Annotated in this window: 17 protein-coding genes; 9 read left to right on the forward strand and 8 right to left on the reverse strand. The window is 51.8% G+C overall.

Annotated features, from left to right (window positions below):
* The first annotated feature begins 674 nt into the window (after positions 1-674).
* Complete coding sequence (gene hisC, locus Q1L85_RS14065) at positions 675-1,751, forward strand: histidinol-phosphate transaminase (RefSeq protein WP_300427814.1); 1,077 nt, start codon at positions 675-677, stop codon at positions 1,749-1,751.
* Between the two features lie 3 nt (positions 1,752-1,754).
* On the opposite strand, the gene Q1L85_RS14070 is transcribed toward hisC, so the two are convergent.
* Positions 1,755-2,936, reverse strand: a complete 1,182-nt coding sequence (locus Q1L85_RS14070) for a trypsin-like peptidase domain-containing protein (protein WP_300427815.1) — start codon at positions 2,934-2,936, stop codon at positions 1,755-1,757.
* Between the two features lie 152 nt (positions 2,937-3,088).
* On the opposite strand from Q1L85_RS14070, the gene Q1L85_RS14075 reads away from it, so the two are divergent.
* Positions 3,089-3,850 (forward strand): Nif3-like dinuclear metal center hexameric protein, encoded by a 762-nt coding sequence (locus Q1L85_RS14075; RefSeq protein WP_300427817.1) that lies wholly within the window; start codon positions 3,089-3,091, stop codon positions 3,848-3,850.
* Here Q1L85_RS14075 and Q1L85_RS14080 read toward each other — a convergent pair.
* The 3 genes from Q1L85_RS14080 to Q1L85_RS14090 all read right to left on the reverse strand — a co-directional run bounded on the left by Q1L85_RS14080 (position 3,847) and on the right by Q1L85_RS14090 (position 7,069).
* Complete coding sequence (locus tag Q1L85_RS14080) at positions 3,847-4,764, reverse strand: DUF808 domain-containing protein (RefSeq protein ID WP_300427819.1); 918 nt, start codon at positions 4,762-4,764, stop codon at positions 3,847-3,849. The two genes, Q1L85_RS14075 and Q1L85_RS14080, sit on opposite strands and share 4 nt — an antisense overlap.
* A gap of 123 nt (positions 4,765-4,887) precedes the next feature.
* Positions 4,888-5,997 carry a hypothetical protein gene (locus tag Q1L85_RS14085; protein ID WP_300427820.1) on the reverse strand — a complete coding sequence of 370 codons (1,110 nt, stop codon included), beginning with the start codon at positions 5,995-5,997 and terminating at the stop codon, positions 4,888-4,890.
* A 127-nt stretch (positions 5,998-6,124) separates the two neighbouring features.
* The gene (locus Q1L85_RS14090) at positions 6,125-7,069 is read right to left on the reverse strand and encodes a DMT family transporter (protein WP_300427822.1); all 945 of its coding nucleotides are present in this window, start codon (positions 7,067-7,069) and stop codon (positions 6,125-6,127) included.
* 420 nt (positions 7,070-7,489) lie between these two features.
* Here Q1L85_RS14090 and Q1L85_RS14095 point away from each other — a divergent pair, with 420 nt between their 5' ends.
* The 3 genes from Q1L85_RS14095 (at position 7,490) to Q1L85_RS14105 (ending at position 12,207) form a co-directional block, all read left to right on the forward strand.
* Positions 7,490-9,109, forward strand: coding sequence for a CTP synthase (locus Q1L85_RS14095; RefSeq protein WP_300427824.1), 1,620 nt, complete (start codon positions 7,490-7,492; stop codon positions 9,107-9,109).
* A gap of 79 nt (positions 9,110-9,188) precedes the next feature.
* Entirely contained in the window at positions 9,189-10,481 is a 1,293-nt protein-coding gene (gene eno / locus Q1L85_RS14100; protein WP_300427826.1) for a phosphopyruvate hydratase, read from the forward strand.
* Positions 10,482-11,742: 1,261 nt separating this feature from the next.
* Positions 11,743-12,207, forward strand: a complete 465-nt coding sequence (locus Q1L85_RS14105) for an NADAR family protein (protein ID WP_300427827.1) — start codon at positions 11,743-11,745, stop codon at positions 12,205-12,207.
* Between the two features lie 26 nt (positions 12,208-12,233).
* On the opposite strand, the gene Q1L85_RS14110 is transcribed toward Q1L85_RS14105, so the two are convergent.
* Together Q1L85_RS14110 and Q1L85_RS14115 are read right to left on the reverse strand one after the other, a co-directional pair.
* Positions 12,234-13,430 (reverse strand): GGDEF domain-containing protein, encoded by a 1,197-nt coding sequence (locus Q1L85_RS14110; RefSeq protein WP_300427829.1) that lies wholly within the window; start codon positions 13,428-13,430, stop codon positions 12,234-12,236.
* 80 nt (positions 13,431-13,510) lie between these two features.
* Positions 13,511-14,362, reverse strand: coding sequence for a pirin family protein (locus Q1L85_RS14115; RefSeq protein ID WP_300427831.1), 852 nt, complete (start codon positions 14,360-14,362; stop codon positions 13,511-13,513).
* A 70-nt stretch (positions 14,363-14,432) separates the two neighbouring features.
* Between Q1L85_RS14115 and Q1L85_RS14120 the strand changes: the two genes are divergently transcribed.
* From Q1L85_RS14120 to Q1L85_RS14135, 4 genes are all read left to right on the forward strand, one after another.
* Positions 14,433-14,840 (forward strand): PaaI family thioesterase, encoded by a 408-nt coding sequence (locus Q1L85_RS14120; protein WP_300427833.1) that lies wholly within the window; start codon positions 14,433-14,435, stop codon positions 14,838-14,840.
* Positions 14,841-14,928: 88 nt separating this feature from the next.
* Positions 14,929-15,990 carry a hypothetical protein gene (locus Q1L85_RS14125; protein WP_300433443.1) on the forward strand — a complete coding sequence of 354 codons (1,062 nt, stop codon included), beginning with the start codon at positions 14,929-14,931 and terminating at the stop codon, positions 15,988-15,990.
* 27 nt (positions 15,991-16,017) lie between these two features.
* Positions 16,018-16,776, forward strand: a complete 759-nt coding sequence (locus Q1L85_RS14130) for a hypothetical protein (RefSeq protein WP_300427710.1) — start codon at positions 16,018-16,020, stop codon at positions 16,774-16,776.
* Positions 16,777-16,779: 3 nt separating this feature from the next.
* Positions 16,780-17,739, forward strand: a complete 960-nt coding sequence (locus Q1L85_RS14135; RefSeq protein ID WP_300427713.1) for a DKNYY domain-containing protein — start codon at positions 16,780-16,782, stop codon at positions 17,737-17,739.
* A gap of 27 nt (positions 17,740-17,766) precedes the next feature.
* Here the strand turns inward: Q1L85_RS14135 and Q1L85_RS14140 are convergent, their stop codons facing one another.
* On the reverse strand, positions 17,767-18,486 hold the full coding sequence (locus Q1L85_RS14140) for a copper resistance protein B (RefSeq protein ID WP_300427715.1): 720 nt from the start codon (positions 18,484-18,486) through the stop codon (positions 17,767-17,769).
* Positions 18,486-20,396, reverse strand: a complete 1,911-nt coding sequence (locus Q1L85_RS14145) for a copper resistance system multicopper oxidase (protein ID WP_300427731.1) — start codon at positions 20,394-20,396, stop codon at positions 18,486-18,488. The genes Q1L85_RS14140 and Q1L85_RS14145 overlap by 1 nt, the downstream gene beginning before the upstream one ends.
* Positions 20,397-20,398 lie beyond the last annotated feature (2 nt).

Here is a 20,398-nt window from a genome sequence, read left to right on the forward strand (position 1 = left end):
TTTTGGCTTCCTGCTGATCCTCAAGGTTTGTAGCTGCCTTTGGCAGGGAGGCTTTCTTGGCTGCAGCCAGGCCTTTGTTTTTTCTGCAAGGGGCAGGCTTAACCGGCGTCCTGCCGGTTAGCACCCATCGTTATCTGCGATCCCGCGGGGTCATCACAAGCCGGGTTTTATCAGCGCTTCGCGGTGACATCGTTTTTCATTTTGAGAGTAGGTTTCGCGGGATGGTAATGCGCCTCTGGGGCCGCCGGGATTTACGCCAGCTTTGCAGGCAACGTGAGGCAGGATGCCGAACGAGGCTCCATACGGGCATGGATGCCCGACGGAGCCGGTTGCCGGAAAAGCCAGTAAATATCGGGTTCACGGCCCAGAAAGCGCGAAAGCAGGGGGATGGGCCGCCCGCCCGGGGGATGCAATCCCCCAACAAGGGCATATAGACCTGGCGGCAGCCAAAAAAGTCTCCCTGCCGAAGGCAGCTATAAACCTTGAGGATCGGAAGGGGCCTGCCCCTTGCAGAAAAAACAAAGGCCTGGCGGCAGCCAGGAAAGCCTCCCTGCCGAAGGCAGCTACTGCCAACAAGGGCATAGGAACCCGGCGGCAGCCTAAGCCCCCTCCCACCGAAGGTGGCCACCGATGTATAATGCCCGCCTCGAAACCTCAGACCACAGGCCCATCTCATGTCGATAGACGCACTCGTCGAAAATCTCATCCGCCCTGAAATCCGCGCATTACAGGCATACCACGTCGGTAACGCCAGCGGCATGATCAAGCTCGATGCGATGGAGAATCCATTCCAGTGGCCTGAAGCGATGAAGGCCGAGTGGCAGACTTTATTAGCCGGCTGCGCGCTGAATCGTTATCCGCATCCTGTTGCGCCAGAGGTGGTTGCCGGTCTGCGTGAGGTGATGGAAGTGCCTGAGCAATATGGCATTCTGCTCGGCAATGGGTCTGACGAGATTATTCAGCTGTTGACGATGGCAGTAGCAAAGCCGGGGGCTTGTGTAATGGCACCAGAGCCGGGCTTTGTGATGTATAAGATGATTTCGACGTTCGTTGGCACCGATTATGTCGGTGTCCCGCTGAAGTCTGATTTCTCGCTTGATCGCGATGCGATGCTGGCGGTGATCGCTGAGAAGAATCCGGCGCTGATTTTCCTGGCGCAGCCGAATAACCCGACCGGCAATTTATGGGCAGAAGATGATCTGGTGGCGATTATCGAGGCGTCGAATGGTCTGGTGGTGCTTGATGAGGCATACCTGCCATTCTCCAGTCGCAACCACCTGAGCTGGCTCGACCGTTTCTATAACGTGGTGGTGATGCGTACGCTGTCTAAAGTCGGTCTTGCGGGTCTGCGTCTGGGTATGCTGTTTGGTCGTTCTGAGTGGCTGAATGAAATTGATAAAATCCGCATGCCTTACAACATCAATGTTCTGACTCAGGCGTCTGCAGCATTTGCGTTGAAGCACTATAACGTGCTGATGGAGCAGTGCGCAGTGTTGCGGAGCGAGCGCGAAAACATGATGAATGTTCTGGCTGGTCTGGGGTTCGAAACTTATCCTTCAGAGGCAAATTTTATTCTTGCCCGATGCCCGGAAAAAAATGCGCGCGTTATTTTTGATGCGTTGAAAGAGAAGAAAATTCTGATTAAGTGCCTGGATGGTGGCCACCCTCTGTTGAGTGACTGTCTGCGCTTTACGGTTGGAGCGCCTGAAGAAAATGCGCAGCTGTTTGCTGCGCTTCAGGACATTCTCTGAGTATTACTTGGTCTGGCGTCGACCCGCAATTGCGCGGGTTGTCGCCGTCTTTCCTGCCCGAAGATACTCAACAGCAATCTCGTCTCCCGGACGTAATTCAGCGATCCGGTTCATGGCAGCTCTGGCGTTGCTGGTCTCTTCCCCATTAATTGAAAGAATAATATCACCGACTTTCAGCCCGGCCTGACTCGCAGGACCATCGGGAAATATGCCGGTGACCAGCAAGCCTGTCAGGGCACCGGGAAGTTTCAGTGCGGTCAATAATTCAGGTGTGGCTTCCTGTACTTCAATCCCCAGCCAGCCGCGGATAGTCGTGCCGTATTTTGCGATATCGTTGGTGGCCCTCAGTGCGAGGTGCGCAGGAATTGCAAAACCTATTCCTTCGCTCCCCCCTGACTGAGAGTAAATTGCGGTATTGATCCCAACGAGTTGCCCTAATGCGTTAATCAAGGCGCCACCGGAGTTGCCGGGGTTAATCGCTGCGTCCGTCTGGATGTAATTTTCGAAGGTGTTCAGCCCAACGCGATTGCGTCCTGTCGCCGAAACAATGCCCATGGTGACGGTCTGACCCACACCGAAAGGGTTACCGATCGCGAGCACGACATCACCAACACGCACTTTATCTGCAGCGGCTTTCGTAATTACGGGTAATGGCTGAAGGTTGACGTGCAGAACCGCGAGATCCGCTTCCGGGTCGGTTCCTGTGATCGTTGCGTTGGCTTCACGACCATCATGCAGAGAAACAACGATCTCATCGGCGCCGTTAACCACATGGTAGTTGGTGATGATGTAGCCATTTTCCGACATGATGACGCCGGAGCCCAGGCTGGACTGCATTCGCTCGCTGGGCTGCGGGCTGTTACGGAAAAATCGCTGGAAAGCGGGGTCATTCAGCAGTGGGTGTGTCTTACGCTGAACCCGCTTACGGGTATAAATATTCACCACTGCAGGTGCCGCAGAAGCGACAGCGTCTGCGTAACTGACCGGGCCGCTGGCAACAGGCGGTGGCGTTACCGGAGTTTCAGTGGGAGGGACTACGACCTCCTCTTCAATCAGTGGCGCGCTGAGAATCAGGCGCTCAGGGTAGACCCAGTGTGGGGCCAGGGTAAGAATTGAGATAGCGATAACGCCCCCGACAATTGCCGGAAGCAGAAAGCGCACTGCAAATCCTTGCACCAAAGACATCTGATAACTCCTGGTGTTCCGACAGACCTGACGGCCTGTACGGAGAGCATAAAGCACCCTCATGTTGGCCGATGCAGACTGGCACAGTTCAGAGATCCGGGGTGCTGGTGATAAACTGCTGCTAATTTAACAAATTTACAGGTGACAAGACCATGGCTGTCGAGCGTAAGGAACTGTTAAAGCATCTCGATAATCTTCTGCAGAGCCATCGTATCCGCGATTATTGTCCCAATGGTCTGCAAGTGGCGGGCGCAGAGCATATTTCCAGTATCGTAACGGGGGTCACCGCCAGTCAGGCGCTGATCGATGCCGCGATTGAGCGTGGGGCGGATACCATTCTGGTTCACCATGGTTATTTCTGGAAAGGTGAGGACGAACGTATCACCGGCATAAAACGTGAGCGACTGAAAAGCCTCCTCGCGAACGATATCAATCTGATTGCCTATCACCTGCCACTGGATATGCACCCCATATACGGAAATAACGCTCAGCTGGCTGACGTGCTTGGGCTTCAGGTGGATGGGCCTCTGGACGAAAGCGACCTGTCCGTGCCCGGAAATATAGGGCGCCTGCCGCGTCCGATGAGTGGTAAAGAATTCCGCGCCTGGCTGGGTGAGTGCCTTAAACGTGAACCGCTTCATATCGGCGAAGAGAATGACACCATAGAAACCATCGCCTGGTGTACTGGTGGTGCTCAGGGATACCTGCAGAAAGCTGTGAATGCTGGCGTCGATGCCTTCCTGACTGGCGAGATTAACGAGCCTGCGGTGCACCTTGCGCGAGAAACCGGTACTCACTTTTTCAGTGCCGGACACCACGCCACAGAGCGTTACGGTGCAAAGGCTCTGGGTGAATATCTGGCCGATGAGTTTCCGGTCGACGTCGAATTTATCGACATCGACAACCCGGTTTAAGAGCGGAGCTTTTTAATCAGAGTCACCGGGATCAGCACTGCGATTCCGGCCAGAACGCCAGTCGTCAGATTAGCCATCATGGCGATCAGGGTGGCTGCACCAGGGATGGCAAGGTAGCTCAGGCTTTGTGAGGTGTCATGAACCCAGTGTTCGAGCGCCGGAATATGGTGAGCGAGAATACCGCCTCCCACGAGAAACATTGCCAGAGTGCCAACCACGGACAGAAGCTTCATCAGGCGGGGCGCGAGGTTCAGCAAGAATCGTCCGAGCAGGGCTTTAAATCTGCCTAATGCAGCATTGCGCTGCTCTGTCAGCCAGAGGCCGGCATCATCCAGTTTCACTATCCCTGCCACCAGACCATAAACGCCAAAAGTAAATAACAGCGCCAGTACGGACAGTGCAATAATCTGTGTCAGAAGTGCAGCTTCGGCCATGGTGCCCAGTGAAATAACAATAATTTCTGCGGACAGAATAAAGTCGGTCCGGATAGCCCCTTTAATCTTCTCTTTTTCAAAAGCCACCATGTCGACAGATTGATCTGCCACGGCTGCGCGTCGCTCCTCTTTCTCTTCTTCGTGGGGGAAAAACTTATGTACCAGTTTTTCTACCCCTTCAAAGCAGAGATATGCGCCACCAATCATCATCAGCCAGATAATCGCTTGGGGCAGAAATGCACTGATGATCAGAGCCGATGGCACAAGTATCAGCTTGTTTAACAGCGATCCCCGGGTAACGGCCCAGACGACAGGTAATTCGCGTTCAGCACGGATGCCAGTCACTTGCTGAGCATTCAGCGCGAGGTCGTCACCAAGTACACCTGAAGTCTTCTTAGCTGCGAGTTTTGACATCGCTGCAACGTCATCAAGTATTGAGGCGATATCATCAAGTAATGCGAGAAGGCTGCCCGCGGCCATAAGTCATTCCCTTTTTAGGTATTGGCACAGTAGCGACCAGCATAATACGCGGGCAGAAGAGGGAAAAGCGCCAACTGCGGATGAGTCTTTAAAAAGTCTGCAGTGGGTATTTATTTAATCCATTCAGAAATAAAAATCGATCGTGGCATACAGGGCATCAAAGTCCCCCTCTAACGCCTGTCCGTCACGGTCGAAATAGCCGTTTTGTGTCAGGTACTCGAGGTACATCCAACCAGGGCCATATTTGTAGCTCAGGCCGGGAGCGAAGGCGCGGATGGTGTTACTGTCGTTACCTTCGGTGCCCGGCTCTGCGTAGGTCAGATCCGTGTAGAACGACCAGTTGCCAATGCTGTATCCGAGTTCGGCGGCGTAACGGGTGTTTTCTACAGTGGCGTCCAGATATTCCTCTGGCAGATTCCGCTCTGTGGTGATGGCCGACACCTTACCCCAGAAGCCGTAATAGTTTGCTGTGTAGTAGAGGGCAGCAGCGGAATGATCACCACTGACTTCGCCGGTGCCTGAGATCAGCTCCTGCAAGCCGCCGCTCTGAGCAGACACACCGACCTGAACATAACCATTCAGTGCATAAGACAGATTGCCGACCAGCGTCTGTACTTTCCTGTATGTGGCTTTACTGCCCCAGTGGCCGTTGTCATCCATGGTGTCTGTACTGGTGCTCCAGTCATCCGCCAGAAAGAGGGCGGCGTCGTAGTGCAGCCGGTCCAGCGTCTGAGACACTTTTACGCCAACATCCATCTGGTCGCCGTAGCCGGCGAGAAACATATCGCCCGGCCAGAAGTTATAGGTGGCCCATGCAAAAGGAACCTGGTTTTTGCCAATCAGCACCTGCGGACCATCGTCAAACTGGTAACCAACCCAGGCCTTGTGAAGAGCGAACTGACCGCCAGTGCTGTTGTTTTCGGTATCGGTGAAGGCACCCGGGCCGAACCGCGTTTCCGCAGAATAGCTCCAGGGTGTGCCTGCGACCTGGCCATCGGCATAAATCACCAGCGCTTCGCTGTCGATTACTCCCCAGCTGTTCTCTTGAGATTCGTCGTTCTGTTGGTGCTGGTAGTTAAACCATATCCCACCTGAAATATCCGGGCTGGCAATGCTGTGAGAGGAAACCATGGTCATCAGGAGTGCAGAGGATGACAGAATTACGGCCTTAGTGAGTGTTCTGGGGAGGGCAGCCCCCTCACGGGTGAGATAGTCAGCAACAGACTTCGACATGGATAACTCCTGGCTAGCTGTGTATTGAGGGGCGTCCGCGCTTTCAACGGTGGTTGAAAGAAGAATCTATACAATTGTAGCAGTCTGTATAGATTCTCCAGTGTCGGTTGAACGGGTCGCTTCCGGGCTACTTCAGGCGCGATACGCCAAGCATCACCAGTGCCATACCGATCACGGCCGTCCAGCCAAACGGTTCTCCCAGAAACAGAATAGCCATAATCGTGGTCATTACCGGGCCTATCGTGCCTGAGACGCTGGCTTTCGCTGGGCCAATCCGTTTGATGGCTTCGCTGACCATGAACGAAGGGAGAACTGTCGCCATGATTGCGAGCACCAATGTGCCTGTCCAACGAGGTGTGTCCATCTCAGGAATCACCAGCCCTTCACTGATCGCATAGTGCAGTAGGGTTGCTACCGTGGCCGATCCCATGGAAATACAGGTGAAAAAAAGGCTCCCGAGCTCAGCAATACTGCGCTTGCTGAACAGAATAAACAGCGAGAACGACAGAGCGCTCCCAAGAATTAACAGCGTGCCCTTGGTAATGTCGGCTTCGCTGGTGCCCGGAGGGGCGATCTGCAGGTCGTGGCCATACACAATGCCTAATCCAATGTAAGTAAGCACCAACGCAGGGATCACGGTTCTGCTGACTTTTGCGCCAAAAAACAGCGCGCCAATCACCACCACCATGCTTGGGTAGGCGTACAGCATCAGACGTTCCAGCTGAGCGCTGACGTACTCCAGTCCGGACAGATCAAGTAATGAGGCCAGGTAGTAGCCGAGCAGGCCGACCGCCGCCGCGCGTGCAACATCAGTCGCCTTCGGCTTCTTCTTCATACGACCCCAGAGTACTGCTCCGATGATCAGATAAACAGGCAGGGCAATGACCATGCGCAGGCCCATAAGCGGCATCGCCGTCATGCCGAGGCCATACAGCCACTTGATGATGATCGGCTTGGTTGAAAACAGAAAGGCAGCACTTAAGGCGAGGATAAGGCCAAAGCGTATGTTCCCCGGATCATCCGGAGAGGTGTTTTCGGTGTCAGGGACAGGCCCTGTCTGTGGGGCAGCCATGTTGATTCCTTTGTCGTTATGGTGCTTTGTGGTGGCTGCGAGAGAGAAAATAAGTGCGGTGAAAAACCGTTCAAAGCTGCTCTTTCGCAGCCTTAACCGGTGTGGACTCTGTGGATCCTTACCTATGTGCTGCGCGTGAGTGTGCCTGCCACCATAGAGAGGCAGGTTTGCATAGCCACATCACGCGCGCTGGATACATATTCAGTATCGTCCGGAAAGGATAAAGATTACTGAAAACTAGCAGACCTCACAGACAAAGAAAAGCGCCAGTTTCATTTACCCACGAAGCCGATTCAGGTAAACTGCCCTCCCATCTTAAGAGAGGGGTCTGAAGCTGCTTACCGCGCGCTGCGCATAGTTCTCAAGCAAGCCTGACAGCCACTCTGAAACAAATTTTTCATCTCTGCTCGCGGACCTTCTATGACACGTTTTATCTTTGTCACGGGTGGTGTTGTTTCTTCTTTGGGGAAAGGCATCGCTTCTGCATCTCTGGCTGCCATTCTGGAAGCCCGTGGCCTTAAGGTCACCATGCTCAAGCTCGACCCGTACATCAACGTGGACCCGGGCACGATGAGCCCGTTCCAGCACGGTGAGGTCTTTGTGACCAACGATGGCGCCGAGACTGACCTCGACCTGGGTCACTATGAGCGTTTCATCCGTACCACCATGTCACGCCGCAACAACTTCACCACAGGTCGTATTTATACGGACGTGCTGGCGAAAGAGCGTCGCGGTGACTATCTGGGCGGTACTGTGCAGGTGATTCCGCACATCACTGACGAAATCAAACGTCGTGTACTTGAAGGCGCTGAAGGCTCAGACGTTGCTCTGGTCGAAATCGGTGGCACCGTGGGCGATATCGAATCTCAGCCGTTCCTTGAAGCGGTCCGTCAGATGAAAGTCGAGCTGGGCTCCAAGCGCGCGCTGTCTCTGCACCTGACACTGGTGCCGTACATCGCGACCGCAGGTGAAACAAAGACCAAGCCGACTCAGCACTCAGTAAAAGAGATGCGCACCATCGGTCTGCAGCCTGATGTCCTGATCTGCCGTTCTGATCACAAGATCGATGCATCTTCGCTGCGTAAGATTGCACTCTTCACCAACGTTGAAGAGCGTGCGGTGGTTCCACTGGAAGACGCCGATACGATTTATAAGATTCCACGCATGCTGCACGAAGCCGGCCTCGATGACCTGATCGTTGAGAAGTTCGATCTGTCATGCAAAGAAGCTGACCTCTCTGAATGGGATGACGTGGCCGACGCCAAACTCAACCCGGAAGAAGAAGTGACCATCGCTATGGTCGGTAAGTACATGGACCTGCTGGATGCCTACAAGTCGTTGATCGAAGCGATTGATCATGCCGGCATTCACCACCGCGCCAAAGTGAACATCCGCTACATCGACGCCGAAGATGTTGAACGCAAAGGCGTTGAGGTACTGAGCGGCGTTGATGCGATTCTGGTACCGGGCGGTTTCGGTAACCGTGGCGTTGAAGGCAAGATCCGTACGGTTCAGTACGCACGTGAAAACAAAATTCCATACCTGGGTATCTGTCTGGGTATGCAGGTGGCTGTAATCGAGTTCGCCCGTAACGTTGTGGGTTGGAAAGACGCACAGTCGACTGAGTTTACTCACGATACCAAGCACCCTGTGGTTGGCCTGATCACTGAATGGCAGGATGCGTCCGGTAACGTTGAAACCCGTGACGAAAACTCTGACCTCGGCGGCACGATGCGCCTTGGCGGTCAGGAGTGTGTTCTGACTCCGGGATCAAACACCGCAGCAGCGTACGGCAAAGACATCATCACTGAACGTCACCGCCACCGCTACGAAGTGAACTCTTCACTGGTACCACAGCTGGAAGAAGCCGGCCTGCGTATCGCTGGTCGCTCTGTTGACGGCGAACTGGTGGAAGTTGTGGAAGTACCAGATCACCCATGGTTTGTGGCATGTCAGTTCCATCCGGAATTTACCTCGACACCACGTGATGGCCATGGCCTGTTCTCAGCCTTTATTAAAGCGGCTCTGAACAACAAATAATTTTTAAACACTTTAACTTTAAACATTGCCTGATAAGCGGCGCACGAGAGTGCGTCCTGTCCTAAATCTGGAGATTAAAATGGCGAAGATTATCGACATCAAAGCACGCGAAGTGCTGGATTCTCGTGGTAACCCAACCATCGAAGCAGACGTCACCCTGGAAGGTGGTTTCTTCGGTACAGCATGTGCTCCAAGCGGCGCATCTACCGGTACCCGCGAAGCACTGGAACTGCGTGATGGCGATAAAAGCCGTTACCTGGGTAAAGGCGTATTGAAAGCCGTTGCTAACGTAAACGACACCATCAAGCCTGCCCTGGTCGGTATGGATGCACTGGACCAGCGCGCACTCGACAACAAAATGCTCGAGATCGACGGCACTGACAACAAAGCCAACATGGGCGCAAACGCCATCCTGGCCGTGTCACTGGCTGCTGCCAAAGCCGCTGCGGCTGCAAAAGGCGTTGAACTGTACGAACACATCGCAGACATCAACGGCACCCCAGGCGTTTACTCTATGCCAGTACCCATGATGAACATCATCAACGGTGGTGAGCACGCAGACAACAACGTTGATATTCAGGAATTCATGGTACAGCCAGTTGGCGCACCTACGTTCGCTGAAGCACTGCGTTGTGGTGCAGAAATCTTCCACGCACTGAAGAAAGTACTGTCTTCTCAGGGCCTGAACACTGCCGTTGGCGACGAAGGTGGTTTCGCACCAAACCTGGCGTCTAACGCCGATGCACTGGCAGCGATCAAAGAAGCCGTATCTAACGCTGGCTACGAGCTGGACAAGAACGTCACTCTGGCTCTGGACTGCGCGTCTTCTGAATTCTACAACGACGGTAAGTACGATCTGAAAGGCGAAGGCAAAGTCTTCACCGCTGAAGAATTCTCTGACTATCTGGCAGAGCTGTGTGACCAGTACCCAATCGTTTCTATCGAAGACGGTCAGGACGAATCTGACTGGGCTGGCTGGAAATACCAGACCGAAAAACTGGGCAGCAAAGTACAGCTGGTGGGCGACGACCTGTTCGTAACCAACACCAAGATTCTGAAAGAAGGTATCGAAAAAGATATCGCCAACTCTATTCTGATCAAGTTCAACCAGATCGGTTCTCTGTCAGAAACTCTGGATGCGATCAAAATGGCGAAAGATGCAGGCTATACCGCTGTGATCTCTCACCGTTCAGGTGAAACTGAAGACGCGACCATCGCTGACCTGGCAGTCGGTACTGCTGCTGGCCAGATCAAGACTGGCTCACTGTGCCGTTCAGACCGTGTTGCTAAGTACAACCGTCTGCTGCGTATTGAAGAACAACTCGGAGCGAAAGCGCCATACAAGGGCCGTTCTGAAATTAAGGGCCAGTAATACCTGCTGCGCTCGATGATACGGCGTTAAAAATTTCCGTGGGGTGCTCATGTACTACTTGTACACTCCGCTCCCCCAGAAATTTTTGCCTTGTCTCATCATCGCTCGCGACGGTCTTACAAATCGCTACTGCGCTCGTGACGCGATTGCTAACTTGCGAAACCGCTTATCGGTTGAGTTAGAAAAAAACGCCGCTTTTTAGTGGCGTTTTTTTTATTTAGAGTATTGATAGGTCCGTTAGGTTTTTCAAAGAGTTGGATGCTTTCGAATAATATTTTTTTAGTCTGATTTTTCTTCGAAGAGACTTGTCTTGCGCTATATGTCAGTTGTCAGAACAGAAGTTTATATCTTCTGGTATGCTTTTTTTGATTTCGGTTATACCGATTGTCATAGCCGATACACTAGGAGAGATGCTGTGTTAAGGATGAAAGATCTCAGTGAGATCAAGGCGTTAAGTTTTTATGCACACATGTTTCTGGCATTGTTTTATACGATCCTTGCCAATCCAATCTACGCTTTTCGAGGTGATTCCAATTTTCCAGATTATTTCTTGAAAATGCATATTGCGCTTACGGGTTTGGATTATTTATTTATCTTTCTGGTGCCATTGGCTTCTGGAATACTACTGATGTTAGGAGTATTGCTAGCAAGGGTAATTGGTTACTCTAGCACTCTGGCTGTAATTTCACTGTTTCTTTTCCTCATTTATTCAATTTCGATAGCTTTTGGGTATGTTGGTTTTTATATGTTCAATTTGATCCTAGTGATTGTTCTAATTATAGAACGAAAAGTCAGAGAACTAAGATCCTGATAGTCTTTGGTTGCTGTGTTATATCGCTACTATTGTAGTCGAGAAAATATTCTGGATATCTTCGGGATTAGTATGACGGAAAGAGTACTGTAGAAATATGGAGGTTGTAGTGAGTAACAAATTTCTAGGATACGTTTTCATAGAAGAGCTCGAATAGGGAAGGAGCGTTTCCTTTGAATTTCCTCTAAGGTACAAAAGAGCGTTTAAGCACAGGTCGATCGTATTGTTGAGGCTGAGCGCTTGAGGGGACGATTGGCGTATTATTTGTATTACCATTACGTATTTTTACGAGGCCTTTGGTTATCTCGAAAAAGTGAAAGCTTTGAATTGGCACTTGATGTATACATGCTTGCTCATAGAGATGTATTATCGATAGAAGGTGAAGATGTGGGTCGCAATATAAGAGTCACATATAAGCCGAAAAGGTAATTTAGCAATAGAGCCAAACCAATGCTTGAACACCCAAAAGTCGAACTCTTGACCGTCAACCGCGATGACGCCAATGATCCGCTGTCAGCCTGGTCAAAACATGCTTTTGAGCTTGATGGCGCTGAGTGGCCGTCGGTTGAGCATTACTATCAGGCAATGAAATTTGAGGATGCCGGTTATCGCGAGCAGATTCGTCATGCCGAGCATCCGAAGCAAGCCGTAAAGCTTGGTCATGCGAAGTTTAAGAAGCGTCGTAAAGACTGGAAGAAAAATAGTGTGACTTACATGATCCGGGGCACTTATACCAAGTGCCGGACACATCGGGAAGTGGCGGACAAACTACTGGAAAGTGGTGAGATTAAGATCTCGAACCTGACCATGTATGACTATTTCTGGGGGAGCGGCCGGGATATGCGTGGTAAAAATAACTACGGCAAAGTATTGATGGCGGTTCGCGACAAGCTGAATGAAGAGGCGGCCGGTTGATCCGCCTCTGAAATCTGCCCCGAGTATCAGGCTGATACGACTTTATTCCGTCCGGTTTCTTTTGCCTCGTACAGTGCTTTATCTGCGGTCTTCAGCAGATCACTCATGGCTTCAACCCCCGGTGATGGGTAGCAGGCGACTCCCAGGCTGGCCGTCACTTCTATTTTCTGACCATCCACTTCAACGGCCATATGACTGATGCGCTTGCGCAGACGCTCGGCGATCAGTTTCGCTTGTACCAGCGTGGTGCCCGGCAACAGTACCGCAAATTCTTCACCGCCGTATCTGCCGACTTCATCGTTGGGGCGGGCGTTCTCCATCATCACTTTAGACGCGGCGACAAGCACCTCGTCACCCGCATGATGCCCCCAGGTGTCATTGATCTGCTTGAAGTGATCAAGGTCGATCATGATGCAGGCGAGAGGCGGCAGGGTCGTTGAATCTGCGGCTCTGGCGCGACGGATTTCTTCCTGTCCCCGGGTGATCAGAGAGTTACGGTTTGACAGACGCGTAAGGCCATCAATGGTCGACATCTCAAGGTAGAGGTTCTCCCGTTCTGCCCAGCGCTTCATTGCCAGAATACAGAGGTAGATCAGGGGGGCGAGAATAAAGGCGACGGTCATCCGGATTGCCATCCAGCCATCAAACGGACGGCCGTTGTCAGCCACCGGAGATTTTTCGAGAAGCATAGCGTGGGGGAGAATCTGCATCAGGTCCAGCGCCGACATACCGCCCAGAAGGGGCACAACTATCCAGAAACAGAACTGTATTTTGTTCACGTCCGCCAACGTACAGGTGATGATGACTCCCAGAAATATAATCAACAGTGCTTCCGACAGGTAAGTGCCGGTCAGATAGCCGGTTGTGAGAACGACGATCAGGAAGCTGGCGATGATCACATTCTCAAATAGCGGCCAGTCGTCGGTGTAACGACGTAGCTTCAGCGCTGCCAGAATAAAGCCCACCATGACGGCGATATGCCCGATATAGAGAACAGTCAGGAAGCTGACGAGAGGCTGGTTGAGCCATTCCGGCACCTGGGTGTTAGCGATCCACATGGTACTGCCGAATGATAGTGGCGCAAGAATGACCAGACAGGCGAGCAGGATAAACCGGTCGATCGGCCGCCAGTCCATAGGGTTAGATATTCGGATATTAAGAAAGCTGCCGATGGCGCTGGCTTTTGAGTCCTGATTCATTTCCGGGCTACTGTGACTGAACATTGAATATGCCTGCGCAAGCAACAGGCTATATTCAAGCGTAGATGACAGTGACCTGTTTGACCAACGGGATCCTTGCGAAATCAGGGAAGTGGCGTGTATTCGCGGTTATCGCCCGGAATATCCGCAAAACGTTGTTCCTCCCAGTCGGTTTTGGCCTGCTCAATGCGTTCTTTGCTGAAGGACACGAAGTTCCAGTAAATGTAAGGCACGACAGGCCAGTGCTCTCCGCCAAGAAGTATGACCCGCGAGTATTCTGGGGCATTCAGCTCTGTGCCTGCCTCAAGCAGTACGAAATCGCCCTTCGCGTAGGTCTCGCCTTCGTAATGTATCTTGCCCTCCAGTACATACATGGCGCACTCCTGTTCAGGCTCAGGACGTTCCAGCTGAGTATCCTGGCTGAATATTACGTCGAGAAAGAACATCGGGGAGTAGGTTTTGATGGGGGATGTCATACCCAGTGCATCCCCGGCGATCAGGCGAGCGAATACTCCTTTCTCATTAAACTGGGGGAGCTGGCATTTCTTATGATGGGTAAATGACGGTTCAATTTCTGCGAACTGTTCGGGCAGTGCGATCCAGCATTGCAGGCCATTCATGGCGTGAGGCGCCGCTTTGGTTTCGTGGGTCTCGCGTTCGGAATGAACAATGCCTCGCCCTGCGGTCATCCAGTTTACGTCGCCCGGGAGTATCTCTACATGATTTCCCAGGCTGTCCCTATGAAGAATGGATCCTTCTGTAAGATAGGTGAGGGTAGCCAGGCCAATGTGAGGGTGAGGGCGCACATCAATGCCCTGACCCGCGTCAAAATGGGCGGGCCCCATGTGATCAAGGAAGATAAAAGGCCCAACCATTCGTTTCTGAGCGTGAGGAAGTATCCGGGTCACACTGAAGCCATCAAGGTCTTTGCTTTTTCCGGTCAGTCTCTGGGCCATGACGAATGTCTCCGTTGAGTGGGGCGCCTATACTGTATGGTGTTCTGTCCCAATGTTAGTCAGGTTGATTATGGCAAGTAAGTCAGAGTTAGAGCAGTTTTTCGAAAATGATTTCCCGCAAGCCGACTTCGTCATCGAAGATGTGGGTGACAGAGCGGCGAAAATCCGAAAGCGGATCACCCAGAACCACCTCCGCCCCGGTGGTACGGTATCTGGGCCAGTATTGATGGAAGTCGCCGATGCAGCCTTGTATGTCGCCATACTCGGTGAGCTAGGCCTGGTGGCGATGGCAGTGACGACCAGTCTGAATGTTAACTTTCTGAGAAAACCGGCGGCAGATAAAGACATTATTGCGGATTGCTCACTGATGAAAGTCGGGAAGTCGCTGGTTGTTGGTGAGGTATCCCTGTATTCAGAAGGCCAGCCTGAACCCGTTGCGCATGCGGTCGGCAGCTACGCGATACCACCCCGGAAGTAGATCTCACAACTGGCCTGTACAGATTGATTTAACAGGCCAATCGTTTATCCTGTCGGCCATTATGGAACTGCATTGCAAAGGACGCATGATGGCTGATGTACCTCTCTCAAATTACCTCGTTTATTCGTCGGAAGCTAAAGAAGGCGTTGGACGTGCTGTATACATCGACCCCTCCCTTATAGCGACATTCACGGAATGTGTTGATCCAACCTGTGAAGTCGGGCGCAATGTAGCGGTTCAGATTCAGCAGCAGCTGTCATCTACTGCTGGCGGTGTGAAGTCTGGCCAGTCCGTTGGAGATGCGGCTGAGTTCTACTCTGATATCGGTAGTATCGATCAGAGATTTGTACGGGTGTTCTATCGGATCCTGCAGGCGGAATGCAGTGAAAACAGTCGGGGTCCGGGAGTGTATATCCATGACATTAAGCGTTTTCAGAATAACTCTGCGGGTACCGGTACTGGACTCTTCCGGATGAAGCACGAAGCTGGTAGCTGGAGGGGGGCGGCTGAGCCACAAGGAACGTTATCTACGAATATCTTAAGAATGGGGTCGCAAGTAACGAGTTCAGGCTTGATGGAATTAGATGAATTAGCGGACGAGTTGCTAGAGGCTAGTTCTCAAGCAACATATAAGACCGACTTTAATCTCTATCACTGCCCTTTAGCTGTTGTAAATAACGGCGAAGAATATGACACCCCGGAAAAGCGATTTAAGATCTTAAGCCCTGAAGATCTTGCTGAAGTATTTACAAAAACGGTCAATATTAACCGTTGGGATAGTAACAGCGTTGCTCAGGATTCATATACCGTATATTGCTACGGTGATGCTTCTAAGCTATTGCAGGGTGCTCTTGAAAGGCTTGGGAGAGCGGGGAATGTATCTCTTTCAAACTTTACCTTTGAAGTTATTGCGCCTCATTCCCCTTATAGCCAGTTGGAAAAGTTGGTGAAGAACCTCAAGGGGAAGGCGAATCTGAATGCTAGCTCGACAACCGCTGCCTCGGGTGTTTATCAGCGGTTTGATATCGATTCGACAAGCGAAGACAGCATTGCGGCTTTTAAAAAATATGGTGAGCTGAAAAAGAATAAAACGAACATTAGCTTCTCTGAGTTATGGCGGGGGCTTGGTGGGGTATTGGCACTCAACTAGTCAGTCTGAGATTAAGGAATGGTACTTATGAACTTCCCTAAGGTAAGCCTCCCTGAAAATACGGCGACTTATTGCATACAAGTGAACGATGCCCGGCTGGTGTTTCATTGTGAAGATGAGGCGAGGTATACCGATAAGTATGTCTTTCACTTTGAAGCGACGTGTCAGGGCCTGATATCAAATCCTGACTATACGGGGGAGATTATCCCTTTACGTACAAGATTTGCTCTGCTTGATGATGATTTGATGAAAGAGCATCCCAACTGGTTATGTCCGATAAAAATTCAGATATGGCCGAAATCTGAGCTGCTTATGGAGAGCCGTAAGTGGGAAGGTTCTGAGGATCTCCGTAGTAATTCATTAAAATTTTATGAGCGTTGGAAATCAAGCGAAGACCGGGAGGAAGATGATCTGACTCCTCGGAAGGCAGAAGATTTCTCTGTTTTAAGTGTAAATGGACGTTCATGGGCTTATGCTGCTTCTGGCCTTTATGGGCAGTGGGAGAACGCCATTACGGAATTGTCTGCTAACCTGGTGTTAATTGTCATATTTTCGGCGAAATCCTGCTGGACTCGTGATACTTTCCCGCCAGAGGGCCTTAAAGATCATCTGATGCCTTTCTTTACGGACTACCTCTCCCGCATTCAGATTATCCCAACCGAAGGTGTCCCCGAGTCTGAACTTCCACCGCTTGGTTTTTACCCATCGAAGCGAGAAGAGAAAGAGATTGATAGCGAAGGTAAAACCGTCGTCGAAGACACTTCATCCAGTGAGTGGGGCTGGTAGGTTATGGGGTTGCTCGGAAATATCCTGGTTACGTTTGCGCTTATGCTCTGGCCCATGGTCTGGATCGTATCCATTATGGGCATGGGTGGCCCTGGTGCTTCTAATCGTCTGGACTGGATGATTCAGCTTCTGGTCTATATGTCGTATCCAATCTGGATATTTGGGCTGCTGAGTCTCGCTGGGAAGTCCTTCTGGGGGCTGGCCAGCGGTTATTTTCTGATTGGCTGTCTGGCGCTGTTTATCACGTTTAACGCAGGCATGTTCCGCAATATTTCTAATCTTCTTCAAGGGATTCAGAACGAGGGCTACTCCGTAGTCAGGAGCACCGCATATTTTAATGCCAAACCCATAGTTGAAGCTGACGCTGAGTCGTTTGATATGTTCAAGGGCGACCTGAGTTACTTCTTTGCGTACCACGCCTGGGATAATAAACACACGTATTACCGTGGGGAGGTTATCGAGGGGGCTCCTGGCGGACCTCTTGAGGCGTTGAATGATCTCAGCAGGAGCCGTGACTATGTCGCTAGCGGTGAAACGGTCATCTACGGGGATACGGTTTTACCCGGATGTATCCGAAGTAAACTCGAATTTTTTGATGAATTTCAAAGGCCTTGGGCGCGCTGTGAGGGGAATATTTATCACGGGGGCGCTCTCGTCGAAGGCGCAGATGCTCAGTCATTTACGCCACTGAATAGCTGGGTAGCGCATGATAGATACCGGTTTTATGTGCGTACTGAAGTAACCGATACTACTGCAGATTCTTCAAGTTTCCGAAGAATCGACAATGGATATTACAGAGACGATCATCGAGTCTTTTATCTGCCTGATAGTCAGATTCACGAGGTAGAAGGTGCCGATGTCAGCACCTTCGAAGTCGTTATGGAAATCGATGAAGACATCAGAAGTGATGCCCGCGACGCTCGTTTCCGATATTACAATGGCAAGCAAGTAGCGCCTCGGTAAGAGGCGCTTTAGTTAAGAGCCGGAAGCTCAGAACCAGAAGCTTACGCCTGCCACCCACTGCGTCGATTGAATATCGCCACCTTCTTCGCGAATTATGTCGGCGCTGTCGCCGAAACTCCGGCTCCATACTGCTCCGACATAGGGCGCGAACTCTCTGACGATTTCGTATTTGAGACGCAGACCTACTCCGATACTCGACAGCCCTTTGCCTTCGCCGTATTTCTCACTGGTGTTGCTGTGAGCAGCAAGAGTGAACTCTGGAGATAGCACGAGCTTCTGAGTGAACATGAGTTCCTGCTCTGCCGTTACGTTCAGGCTGGTGCGTCCATCCTTATCAACCAACAGGCTGGCATCGGTTTCAAAGAAATAGGGTGCCAGGCCATCGAAACCAACAACCAGCCGGTTCCGCACCGGATCAGGATGAATATCGCGGCTCAGGCCAAGTTGCAGATCCCAGTAAGGACTGATGGCGTGTAGCCACAAGGCTTGCAGGTTCAGCTCTTCCATTTCACCTTCGTGGCGCTCCGCATCCGCTTTCAGGCGGACTTTGTTGAACGAATTACCGTAGGTAATATCGCCTTCAAACACCTGTGCTTTTTCACCTTCGTGAAAGCGGTATTCCAGTTGATCGCCGGTGACTTTTAATACTTCCGGGTCGTAGTCGCCCATGGCATACGCCTGGGTAGTCAGACCTGCGATGGCAATACTCAGAGCGGTGACCAGAGGTTTCATTTTCAGATGTGTCATCAGTGGCCTCCGTGCATCATGTGGTCTGAGTGCATATGGTGTTCATCAGCTCCTGCTTTAACCACCCTGACTTCGCGGAACATACCAGCCATGTGATAGAGCAGGTGACAGTGATAGGCCCAGCGACCTTCTGCGTCTGCAGTGACCAGATAGCTGATTTTCTTTCCCGGATGCACAATGATAGTGTGCTTACGCGGAATATAGTCGGGGTCACCGGTTTCCAGTTCACTCCATAGACCGTGCAGGTGAATCGGGTGAGTCATCATGGTGTCATTGACCAGGGTGATTCGTACCCGCTCGCCATAATGAAGAATCAGAGGCTCTGCATCGGCAAACGGAATGCCATTCATCGACCAGATATAACGGCTCATATTTCCCGTGAGGTGTAATTGAATTTCACGTCCGGGTTCGCGAGTATCGAGTGTCGGTGTGAGGTTTTTGATATCGCTGTAACGCAGTACCCGGCGACCATAACGGGTGTCGTGATCGCGCAGGCCGATGCCTGGGTCATCAAGACCACTGACTGGCATCTCGGTCTGCATATCGACCTGAGGCCCGTTCTCACTTTCGGGGTGTACGATCTCGGCATCGCTGCCCATCCCGGCTTTTGCCAGACCAGTCGCATTGGCCATTGAGTGATTCATGCCCGCATGCATCGAGTGATCCATTCCGGAGTGCATGGAATGATCCATATCCCCATGGCCCATGGAGCCGTGATCCATAGAGCCATGATCCATAGAGCCATGATCCATAGAGCCATGATCCATAGAGCCGTGATCCATTCCCATATCCATATGACTCAGCACGGGGGCGTAATCCATTTCAGGAATGTCTGCCGTGAGTGAGAGGTCTGCGGTCAGACGTCCGCAAGCGTAACCGCTGCGGTCGATGCTTTGGGCAAAAATGGTGTAGGCCTTGTCCGCTTCCGGCTCCACAATCACATCGTAGGTTTCGGCAGTGCCCATGCGGAATTCATCGACAGTCACCGGTTGAATGTTTTGCCCGTCGGAGGATACGACCGTCATTTTCAGGCCGGGAATGCGCACGTCGAATAAGGTCATTGCACCGGCATTAATAAAGCGCAGGCGGATCTTTTCTCCGGCGTTAAATAGTCCTGTCCAGTTATCGTCCGGAGTCTGGCCATTCATCAGGAAGGTGTAGGTCATTCCTGTGACATCAGAAATATCCCGGTCGGACATCCGCATGTCGTTCCACATCTGGCGATCTTTCCAGGTTGCCGACAGGCCCTTTTCCCGGATGTCTCTCCAGAGGTCGCCGACAGTACGTTCGCGGGTATTGTAGTAGTGCCCCATCTTTTTCAGGGTGGCGTAGATGTCACTGGGGTGTTCGTCACTCCAGTCTGAGAGCAGCACTACGTAATCCCGGTCGTATTCCACCGGGTCGGCGTCTTTCGGCTCTATCACAATCGCGCCGTACACGCCTGTCTGTTCCTGAAATCCGGAGTGGCTGTGATACCAGTAAGTGCCTGACTGATTCAGATCGAATTCGTAAGTAAAGGTCTCGCCGGGGGCGATACCCCCGAAGCTGAAGCCTGGTACACCATCCATATTGCTGGGCAGAATGATTCCATGCCAGTGGATAGAACTCATGTGCTTAAGGTTGTTGGTCACATTGATGCGAACGCGCTCGCCTTCTTTCCAGCGCAGTACTGGCGCTGGTAGCGATTGGTTCACGGTGGTGGCTAACCGGTCTTTGCCTGTGAAGTTAACGCCCTGCAGGCCGATGTTCAGGTTGAACACCTTACCCGCGAGTTCTGGCACCTGAGGTGACTCTTTAATGGAACCTTTCGCGTGTACCGGCAATCCTGTACTCAGCAATAGTGCACTGCCGGCAGCTCCTGTGACGAAGCGGCGGCGTGATACCACCGGTAGTCGGGAATCTGTTGTCATCA

The organism is uncultured Thalassolituus sp., assembly GCF_950066645.1.
Lineage (GTDB): Bacteria > Pseudomonadota > Gammaproteobacteria > Pseudomonadales > Oceanobacteraceae > Thalassolituus.